Origin of the sequence: Aeromonas aquatica, from assembly GCF_000764655.1 — a bacterium.
In the GTDB taxonomy this organism is placed as follows: Bacteria; Pseudomonadota; Gammaproteobacteria; order Enterobacterales; family Aeromonadaceae; genus Aeromonas; species Aeromonas aquatica.
This window is the reverse complement of record NZ_JRGL01000136.1, coordinates 23,534-32,045: the sequence shown is the minus strand read 5'-3', so window position 1 is coordinate 32,045 and position 8,512 is coordinate 23,534. Positions and strand designations below refer to the sequence as shown.

Annotated in this window: 5 protein-coding genes and 1 pseudogene; 4 read left to right on the top strand and 2 right to left on the bottom strand. The window is 59.0% G+C overall.

Annotation, left to right across the window (positions count from 1 at the left end; all coding sequences use genetic code 11):
* Together LG30_RS22225 and LG30_RS22630 are read right to left on the bottom strand one after the other, a co-directional pair.
* A pseudogene (locus LG30_RS22225) lies at positions 1–134 on the bottom strand (IS1595 family transposase); the annotation flags it as partial.
* 265 nt (positions 135–399) lie between these two features.
* Positions 400–1,035 carry a hypothetical protein gene (locus LG30_RS22630; protein ID WP_052101187.1) on the bottom strand — a complete coding sequence of 212 codons (636 nt, stop codon included), beginning with the start codon at positions 1,033–1,035 and terminating at the stop codon, positions 400–402.
* A gap of 511 nt (positions 1,036–1,546) precedes the next feature.
* On the opposite strand from LG30_RS22630, the gene LG30_RS0118070 reads away from it, so the two are divergent.
* Genes LG30_RS0118070 through LG30_RS0118055 form a run of 4 tightly spaced genes read left to right on the top strand, consistent with a single transcriptional unit; the run spans position 1,547 to position 8,490 of the window.
* On the top strand, positions 1,547–3,211 hold the full coding sequence (locus LG30_RS0118070) for a DNA cytosine methyltransferase (protein ID WP_033132084.1): 1,665 nt from the start codon (positions 1,547–1,549) through the stop codon (positions 3,209–3,211).
* On the top strand, positions 3,208–5,226 hold the full coding sequence (locus tag LG30_RS0118065) for an ATP-binding protein (RefSeq protein WP_033132083.1): 2,019 nt from the start codon (positions 3,208–3,210) through the stop codon (positions 5,224–5,226). The genes LG30_RS0118070 and LG30_RS0118065 overlap by 4 nt, the downstream gene beginning before the upstream one ends.
* On the top strand, positions 5,226–7,544 hold the full coding sequence (locus LG30_RS0118060) for a Z1 domain-containing protein (protein ID WP_033132082.1): 2,319 nt from the start codon (positions 5,226–5,228) through the stop codon (positions 7,542–7,544). Before LG30_RS0118065 ends, LG30_RS0118060 begins: the two co-directional genes overlap by 1 nt.
* Positions 7,537–8,490 (top strand): PD-(D/E)XK motif protein, encoded by a 954-nt coding sequence (locus tag LG30_RS0118055; RefSeq protein ID WP_033132081.1) that lies wholly within the window; start codon positions 7,537–7,539, stop codon positions 8,488–8,490. The genes LG30_RS0118060 and LG30_RS0118055 overlap by 8 nt, the downstream gene beginning before the upstream one ends.
* Positions 8,491–8,512: the final 22 nt, after the last annotated feature.

Genomic DNA, 8,512 nt, shown 5'->3' with positions numbered 1-8,512 from the left:
CGGCAAGCTGGCAACTGGGTGACCAGCGAGGTTATGGGATGGGGAGTTGTGAGTTCATGTTGTGCGAGACGACGCTGGCGCAAGGTGAGCAGTGGGAAGAGAGACAGCAGGTGTTGAAAGGCTTGGGTATCCATGATGGTGGCCTTCAGGGTGATGACCTACTTCAAGGTTAGCCTTTCAACACGTAATTGGGACAGAGCCTTACGAAAGCCGTACATATCGGGACGCTTGACCACCAGCACGGAGGCACGTTCCGAGTAATCGGCATGGACCAAGTAGTTGACCAACGCTTCACATAAGGCGATATGTACCGGAGTGTCGCTCTTGCGCTGCCCTTCAACCAACTGGAAGGGGATCTTCAAATCCGTGGTCAGCTTCTGGTAAGCCTTGCGGTAGAAGTCAAACAGATTGCCAGACCAAGTCGATCCACCCAGCGAGCTTCGGTTTTGGCTTCCGGCCTTTCCTGATAATCGACAAAGTAGTTCGAGCGGCAGCGGTAATGGCCTCCCAATGACCAAACATCAGCACACCGGCGAGGGTGATACCCTCCTTGCCATTTTCCCGATCCTTACGCCAACCGCCGATCACCCTGAAAAACTCGAAGAGATCGAGATCCAGATAGGCGTGGTGGGGGTTGTGGGCCGAAAGCAGATTGCGATAAACCCCCAAGCTATCGAGGTCAATATCCTCGGAAAAGTGGTAATGCTCGGAGAGGATCTCACTATCTCGGCTGTCATGGAGTTGCTCGGCCAACATGCGTTTGACGGTCTCATCGTGCAGACGCAAATAGGTATTCCCGAACGGTATTTTCTTCAGATTGACCGGCTTCTGTCTGCGTGACGCAGATGGAATATGGATGGCAATCACCGATTTACCCGCCAGTTGCACAATCTGCACATGTTGCTCGGAGAGAAGGCTGACGCTGACCTTGTCCCTATCGTTGAGCTGATTGAATAGATCCTGCTTGACCTTTTCCGACTCGGTGAGGCCGACAGGGGTGAAGGTACACTCCTGCTCAGCGACTCCAAGGATCACTCAGCCGCCGCGACTGTTGGCCATAGCTGAATAGCTGGACCAGAAATCCTGCGGCAAGGCACCTTTCCCGTCCCGGCCACCAGCCACCAGCCACCAGCCAGCTTTGTCGCAGGATACCTCCTTGGAAAAAGCTTTTCCGCTTCGCGAGCCGATTCAAATCGTGGATTTCTTCGCAGGTCCCGGAGGGCTGGGCGAAGGCTTTGCCTCATCAGGCAATGGTAAGCGACTAGATATCGTCGTTTAGGTTGAGATGGACCCCGTTGCCCGTGAAATCTTGAGGCTAAGGGCATTCTATCGCCGGTTGAGGCTGGCTAATTATGAAGGTTCACGCAGCCTGCGCAGGCGACACCTCGCGGTATTTTCATTACACTCTGACATAATGTAACATTTGGCGCCCGGTTGACGATTCGTAAAGCCGGGCTGCGTCGCGTGGTATGAATAGGCCTGAACCGCCGTCGTTCCGCGCTCCGCGCAGCTGGTCTTGGCGCATATTCCCTATGAGAGATACCGGATGTCCATCCAAACCGAGCTGCGCAAATCGCAGCCCAGCAATACCTACGAAAAGCCCATTACCCCTGCTGCAGACCTGTCCCCCTCGACTGGCAAAAATTCCCGCGCCTCGACCCCAGACGACGAGCTGATCCGCAGCAAGCTGCGGCGTATTCAGGAAGGCGGCGAAATCCGCTACATGGACATGTTCGCAGGCTGTGGCGGCATATCCCTTGGCTTCCTGACCGCCGGATTTACGCCGGTCGCATCGATCGAAATGGACCCGTGGGCTGCGAAGTCGCACGGAGCCAACTTCGGCTCGCACTCGGTCGGGGGTGACAAGGAAGCGCACCACGCCCCGCGCGACGCGGTAATCGAAACCGCTGACACTGTCTTCGGCGCTCTCGGGCTGCAGGGTGCCACGGACCGTCATATCGATGTCCTCGTCGGCGGGCCACCCTGTCAGGCGTTCGCCCGTGTAGGCCGGGCTAAGCTCCGCGAGCAGGCCCGCTTGCGTGAAGAGGTGACCGCAAACCAAGCCTTCCTGGTGGATGGACGGGTCAGCCTGTGGGAGCGCTACGTCGCATTCATCCGGGCGACAAAGCCTGTTGCGCTTCTGATGGAGAACGTGCCAGACATCCTCAACCATGGCGGCACCAATGTTGCCGAGCTCGTTTCCAAAAGCCTTGCCGAAGAAGGCTACGATGTAGCCTACACACTGCTGAATTCCGTCTGGTACGGCGTTCCGCAGATGCGGGAGCGGATGATTCTGATCGGCTTCCATCGTTCGACCGGCATCAAGCCAAGATTTCCTGTGCCAACGCACCATTTGATTCTGCCATCCGGCTACACCAGTTCCAAAAGTGCTGCGAGGCGGGTTATCAAAGCCGAAGGCTCGGCGCACCACCGCTGGATTCCCGATCCAGCTCCCGACTCTCCCGCGGCCACATCGGCCTCTGATGCGCTGGCAGATCTGCCGCACCTGTACGCTGAAGAAATGCTTCGCTCGGGTGCCATTCGTCGCGGGGCGAAAGACCCATCAGAACCTGTCGAGTACACAGCAGAAAAACCGTCGACTGCCTATTCGCGACTGATGCGGGAGTGGCACGGATTTGCGACTAGGTCTACGACTGGTCACGTTTTCCGATATCTGCCACGTGACTACAAGATCTTCGCCGAGATGCAGCCTGGCTGGGAGTACCCGCAGGTACATGCCTATGTAGAGCAGAAAATTGCGGACTGGCTTGCCGACCGCAGAAGACTCGGTTTGCCCACCGACCCGAGAAACGCAGACGTCAGCACATACATCATGTCCTGGCGCATCCCGTATGACCCGGGAAAGTTTCCGAACAAGTGGTGGAAGCTCCGCGCCGATGCCCCGGTACGTACGCTGATGGCGCACCTCGGCAAGGACTCTTATTCCCACATCCACTTCGACTCGAAACAGGCACGTACTATAACCGTCCGTGAGGCTGCGCGGCTCCAGTCATTCCCTGACGGCTTTGTTTTCAAAGGATCGATGAACCCGGCATTCAAGCAGATTGGCAACGCCGTGCCACCACTCTTTGCCTATGCCATCGCTCGTGGAATGCGGGAGTGCCTGGATGCACCGGAGACTCAGGACATGCGTGTGGAATTGTTCGATTTGGATCCATCACAAATCAAGACGATAGAGGGCAGGAAATGAAGTTCACCATTCTCCGACTGCTGACTCATTCCGAACTCGGCATGTTTCATGAGTACCGCCGCCAGGGAAAGGAACGCGCCAAACAGCGTTCCATCAACTTCGACTGGGACGTCGTCGGCAAAGTTTTTCCTTCAGCAGAGAACCCGGACACCATCCCTATCGCCTGCCGGCGTCTCGAAGACGAAGGCACCGTGGTTGAGATTGCTTCATGGCTCAAGCGGCAGCACAAAAATTGGAGATTCGAAGGCGATTGCCCGAAAAGCTCCTTCTACAGTTTCGTCGACCCAGGCGTCCTGTTCGCGATGGTAGTTGATGCCTCGAGCACCCCGGCCAATGCATCCTGGGTTGTCATCCCGGCAGACCACCCAGCCCGCTCTTCGATCCTGAGCCATGGGGAGAGCGCCCAGCTCGGCAAATCCGCAATGATTGCGTTGTACGGTGAGGAAGGCCAGCACTGCCAGGCAGTGCTCTCGGATCACTTCCCGCAGCTATTCAAGGAGGCAGAAACAGTGTCCGTGACGTCACAAAAAGAAAACGACATCAACCGCAACGATGATGACGCCGCACCGGACCCGCTCGGTCTCTTCAAGATCCTGGCTCGTGCCGGGCACAGCCTGCCCAGCGCCGTGGCCGATCTGGTGGACAACAGCCTGTCGCATGGCGCTCGGGAGATCAACATCACCTTCCCGAATCCCAATGCGGGCGGCCGGTGGATGTGCATTCGCGACGACGGCACAGGCATGACTCCATCGGGTCTGCGCGACGCCATGAAGATCGGGCACCAGCGAGAATATGACGACGGCGATCTGGGCAAGTTCGGCTATGGGCTGAAGGGGGCGGCCTGGTCCCAGGCCGATCGACTGACGGTCGTATCGAAAGCTGCCGGAAACGAGAGCACGACACTCACCTGGGACAAGGACCATCTTGCCAAGACGCGCCGCTGGGAGCTTCTGAGCGACCCGGTAGCTCCCGAGCATGCCTCGGCAGTGGACATCGGCGACTCGGGCTCGGCCGTGCTGCTCACGCAGATGCGCCCCTCGATGGAGCCTGCGAGAGGCAGGGCAGATTCTCCCTACGCGCAGGAACTCGCTGCCATCAAGTCACACCTCGAACTGGTCTTCCACCGGTATCTTGAAGGCAAGGCGCGCGGGCGCGAGAAGGTAGTCATCCGGCTGAACGATGACGTTCTGCGTGCCAACAACCCTATGGGACACCCGCTGACGAAAGAGTACGACCAGCATCGCATCGAGCTTCCCGGCGCTTCTCCGGACAAGACGCCTACCCTCTATGTTCGTGCGTACGTCACGCCAAATGAGGAAGAGTTCGACGAATACATCAAGGATCTGCCGCCGCTGGAACAACGCGTCGAACGCGACCGCCACTCCCTGAATGGCCGCGCAAACGATGCTCAGGGCCTGTACTTCTATCGACTTGACCGTCTTATCAAATGGGGCGGCTGGGAAGATCTCTTCGCCAAGGATGAGCACACCAAGCTGATTCGTGTCGCAGTCGACTTCGACAGGCTGGCTGATGAGCAGTTGCAGGTAGATATCAGCAAGCAGCTCATTCGCCTGCCCTTTGCGATCACCAAGCCCCTCGGAGACCTGCTGAAGAGCCCTCGCGCAGCAGCCCGCTCCCGGTACAACAAAAAGGAAAAAGCTGCGCCGACTCCGAAAGGAGGCGGCAAGACTGTGTCGCCGGCCGGCACACCAGCGCCAGGCGGCTTCTTGCCTCCGACGACAGCAGCGGGAGGTTCTCCCGTGGCGGCACCTGCTCCGGCCCCGGCTGCAAAGAAGGACAGAACTTCAATCCGCCTTGTCAGCAGCGGCGACAAGCCATGGCAACGCAAGACCGGGTTCAAGGGGGAGGAAGTCGAGGTCACCCCGCTGATGCCGACGCTGGTGACGCTCGTACAGCTCATCGACAAGGATGCCGAGGTCAAGACGGCTCTGTCTGAATTCCTTCGCGCATTGGAGTCGGCCGGAGTTCCGGACCAGCTGACGGACAAGGTCTGATGAAGGTCCGGCTTCCGCTTCCCCTTACACTGAAGCCCAGGCTGGCCCTGTGGACCGATGCAACCGCCTGGACCAACTGGTCCCGGCATGAAGCCTATCTGCGGGCCCAGCCCAAATGGAAGCCGCACCAGATTGCGTCGGTCGCGGAAGAGTCACTGCGGATCATCTCGAAGACCACACCGGTAAGTCGCCCGGAATTCCAGTGCCGGGGTCTGGTCGTCGGCTACGTTCAGTCCGGCAAGACCGCCAACTTCACGGCTGTGGCAGCACGCGCAGCCGATGTCGGCTACCGCCTGATCATCGTTCTTTCAGGCATTCACGATTCACTGCGAAACCAGACACAGAAGCGCCTAGCTCTGGAGCTGGCCGGGACCGGCGTCGACTGGATCACGCTGACCGATGAAGCTTCAGACTTTCGTGAGCCAGAGGTGGCCGACGGATTCGCATCTACCGGTACCGTTCTGATCGTCGCGAAGAAGATCACGCCGATCCTGAAACGGCTCAACGAGTGGTTCGGCAAACTCGAAGGCCGGCTCGCTGATGTACCCGTTCTTCTCATCGATGACGAAGCCGATCAGGCCTCGATCAATACACGCGGAAATCGGCGCGACCCCAGTATCGACACCGACATCGAACCGGATGACGACACGGCCCCGTCACTGACCAACGCCCTGATTCGCGACATTCTCCGAAAGATTCCGAGGGCCACATACATCGCCTACACGGCTACGCCATTCGCCAACATCCTCATCGACCCAGACGCCAGTGACAGTCAGGTCGGCGAAGACCTGTTCCCCAAGGACTTCGTCGTGCAGCTTCCGCGGCCGGACGGCTACACCGGTACGGAAGAGCTTTTCGGCGTCAGCTCGCAGGGCCGCGATGTACTACGCCATGTAGACGCGGCAGATGTGAAGGCTCTGAAGCCGAAGCTGCGCAGAAAGGGTGAGGCGATTGTTGCCCGGGGACCGCTGGATCTTCCCCAGTCGCTCGCCGATGCCCTCCTAACATTTGCACTTGTCGGCGCCATCAGACTGCAGCGCGGCCAGATGGGTAAGCCGAACACGATGCTGGTGCACGTATCCCATCTCCAGAAGGATCAGTTGCGCATTGGAGGGGCGATTGAGGAACAGATCCGCAACTGGTTCCATCATGAGAGCGCCGAACCCGGCGTGCTCAAACAGATGTTTCGGTCAACGCTCGCAGGGCTGGGACCGGTAGATCTGCCTTGCAGCGACGAGGTTCTATTGGAAGAGGCTGTCACGAACTTGGCTCGTCTGGTCGTCGTTGTTCTCAACAGCACGACGGGCGATGAACTGGAATACGACGCTAAGCCTGGACGGCAGCTCGTTGCAGTGGGCGGCAATCGGCTGTCGCGCGGATTGACGCTTGAGGGACTGACGATCGCCTACTTCCTGCGCACCACAACGCTGGCGGACGCTCTGCTGCAGATGGCCCGCTGGTATGGTTTCAGGGCTGGCTATGAAGACCTGATCCGCATCTGGACGACCGAAGGCATCGCTCAGTGGTTTGTGGAGCTGGCGCTAGTCGAAGAATCCCTGCGTGACTCCATAACGGCACTGAACAAGGCCGGCCGCAGGCCTGACCAGATGGCCATTCGGATGCGCGCCCATTCAAAGCTCCTGCTCACCAGCAAGAGCAAGAGCAGGATGCAGACGGATGATGCACGGTCATGGTCTGGCGAAAACCCGCAGACGATTCTGTTTCCCATGCAGGACCGGGAGTTGCTTGAACGGAACTTGGACTTGGCGTCCGCCCTACTGCGACAGTACCCCCCGACACAGGATGCATACGGTGGCGCCATAGCACACGATGTACCGGCCGAGGACGTCGCACTGTTCCTGAGGCGTTATAAAGGGCACCCGAACAGCATAGCATTTCAGGGCGCGGAGATTGCCGATTGGATCCTGTGGCGAGCCGAAGCGGGAGAGCTAACGAACTGGGCCGTGTTCGTAGCCAACCCGCAGCGGGAACGACAGGTACTCCTAGGTGGAAGGCCTTTCGGCCTTGTTCGACGTTCGTTGCAGGCCAACGAGTCGATCGGCATCTTGATCGATCCACGCCATGAAGGCGTCGACCTGCATGGCGGACCGGAGAACTACCGCGCTGGCTCAGGCTTCAATGCACGGGCAATGCGCGAGGACCGACCCGCGCAGCAGGGCCTGCTCCTGCTCTACCCCCTAGATCCCGAACCGCTCCGTGCGCCAACACAAGCAGTGCTAGGCCTCGCGCTTTCGCTGCCCCGCACTGCGGACGGCGAACAACGGCTTGTCGTGAACCGTGGGGTACGCAATGGTTGAGATCACGCAAGACCGTTGGGCAAGTCTGCGCGAGCAGCGACCTCCGCACGAGGACATCTACGAACAGGCGGCCGAAGACCTCGAAACAGCGTTGATCGGAGTATCAGACGACGGACGCCTGCACCTGCTGCTGGCCATAGATGTCGCCCCGCAAAACCTACCGCCGGACCTGCAGAGCCTTCAGGTCCGCATCCTGGAAGGCGGACGGACTTGGCTGGACGTTTCCGCACGCAGCCACCACGAAGAACTACTTACGCTGGTAGCCAACAAGGTCCTCCACGCCATCCACATTGAAGGCCGCGATCCTGCTGTCTCGGTTGAGCGCATCATCGACGATATGCGTGCGGCATTGCGCCCGCTCGCACCTGAACTGAGTGTGGCAGAGCAGATCGGTCTTTTCGGCGAGCTTTGGGTGCTGTCCAACGTGTTACTCCCGACCATCGGCCCGCGCGTCAGCCACCTTTGGAGCGGCCCTGAAAGGGAGCGTCATGATTTCGTCGGGCAGGGCGTCCACGTAGAAGTGAAGACCACCACGCGATCGGAACCGAAGCACGAAATATCCCGTTTCGATCAGCTGAAAGCACCCGCCAGCAAGCGCCTACTGTTTGTCAGCGTCATGCTGGAGCGCAGTCTTGGCGGCGACGAAACGCTGGCAGACCGCGTCGATGAAATTCGGGAGAAGCTGGCATCCGATGGGCGTGCGCTAGATGTTTTCGATTCACGCTTGGCACAACTCGGCTGGCACGAGGACCTACGACAGACAGGCGCACTCCTCCGGTTCACATTCCGCGATGTCCACGTCTTCGAAGTTGCCGGTAACTTTCCCAGACTCCCAGATGACTACGTCCCGCCACTCGGTGTAACAGGCATTAGGTACAGCATCAATGTCGGCAGCCTGCCGTCGCTCGACGTATCGGAAGTTCAGGAGGTTCTTCTAACCGCCTAACGCGTCACAGCAAAATCTGCGC